The organism is Streptomyces sp. NPDC056948, from assembly GCF_042674225.1.
Classification (GTDB): Bacteria; Actinomycetota; Actinomycetes; order Streptomycetales; family Streptomycetaceae; genus Streptomyces; species Streptomyces purpurascens.
The window spans coordinates 1-1,331 of sequence record NZ_JBHUQX010000812.1 but is presented as its reverse complement, the minus strand read 5'-3'; the positions used below and the strand labels follow the sequence as shown (position 1 = coordinate 1,331).

Annotated in this window: 1 pseudogene; it reads left to right on the top strand. The window is 75.8% G+C overall.

Going from position 1 to position 1,331, the window contains the following annotated elements:
* A pseudogene (locus tag ACFTZL_RS44940) lies at window positions 1-1,291 on the top strand (hypothetical protein); the annotation flags it as partial.
* Window positions 1,292-1,331 lie beyond the last annotated feature (40 nt).

Sequence of the window (1,331 nt, the reverse complement as noted above, 5' to 3'; positions counted from 1 at the left end):
GGCCAAGGGCGGCGCCGGTGGTGCCGGCGGCGCGGGCAGATACGGCGGTGGCGGCGGCGGTGCCGGCTACGCGGGCGGCGGCGGTGGCACGGGCGCGGATTCGAGCGGCTCCCCCGGCAACGAAGGCACCACCGGCAGCGGCGGCGGCGGCTCCAGCCACGCGGAGCCGGCCCGGGTGGGCGACGCCCGTCTCGTCGTCGGCAAGGGCACCACGGCGCCGGAGAAGAACGACCCGTTCTGGGACTCCTCCGACAACCCGGTCGAGTCGGGTGTGGCCATGGGCGGCGGCAACGCCCCCGGCGGCCCGGGCCGGATCGTCCTCCAGTGGCAGTCCTCCCCGACGGTCGACCGGCTGACGCAGGTCTCCGGCACCGGCCGGACGACCCAGCCGGGCAACGACGTCGACCCGCTGGCCGTGGTGGCCCGGGACAAGGACGGCAAGCCGGTCGCCGACGCCTCGGTGACCTTCACGATCGAGGACCCGGACGGCCTCAAGCCGCTCTTCCGCCTCACCGGCGGCCCGGAGGACGACCAGACCGTCGTCTCGACCGACGCCCAGGGGCGTGCGCAGTCCCCGTGGATCGGGCTGGGCAGCAAGAAGGAGGGCGAGTTCACGGTCCGGGCGAAGACCCAGGGCGCGTCGACGGCCTTCACCGTGCGGGTCGAGGAGTCGCCCTACGTCGTGAGTGTCGCCGACGGCGACGAGCAGCAGGCCGAGCAGGGGCAGGACTTCGACTTGGCGCTGCGCGCCATGGTGGTCAAGTCGGGCAAGACGGCGCCGGCCGGCACGGAGGTGGAGTTCCGGGTCGAGGACGGCAGCGAGGACGCTCCCCGCTTCGACGGCGAGGACCAGGTCGTCCGCGTCAGGACCGACGCGGCGGGCAAGGCCGCGGCCCCGGACCTGACCGCCGGCGAGGGCACCGGCACGTACACCGTGGCCGCGTCGGTCGGTGACGCCATGACCCAGTTCGCGGTCGAGGTCGTCCCCGGCGACGGCTCGGACGAGCCCGGCCCCGGTGACGGATCCGGCTCGCCCTCCCCGAGCCCCACGACCGACCCGAGTCCCTCGGCGGACCCGAGCCCCTCGCCCAGCGCGAGCGAGTCCGGGACGACCGGCGGCAGTGGCACGACCACGGGCGGCGGCACCTCGACGAACCTCGACGGCGGCAGCCTCGCCTCGACCGGGGCGGGCGGCATCGGCCTCCTGCTCGCGGCGGCCGCGGCCCTGGCCACGGTCGGCTTCGCGGCGTTCCGCTTCGCCCCGCGGCTGAAGCTCCGCTCCCGCGACTGAGCCTGACCTCACGTCACCCCGACTGCCCGCACCCGATCAC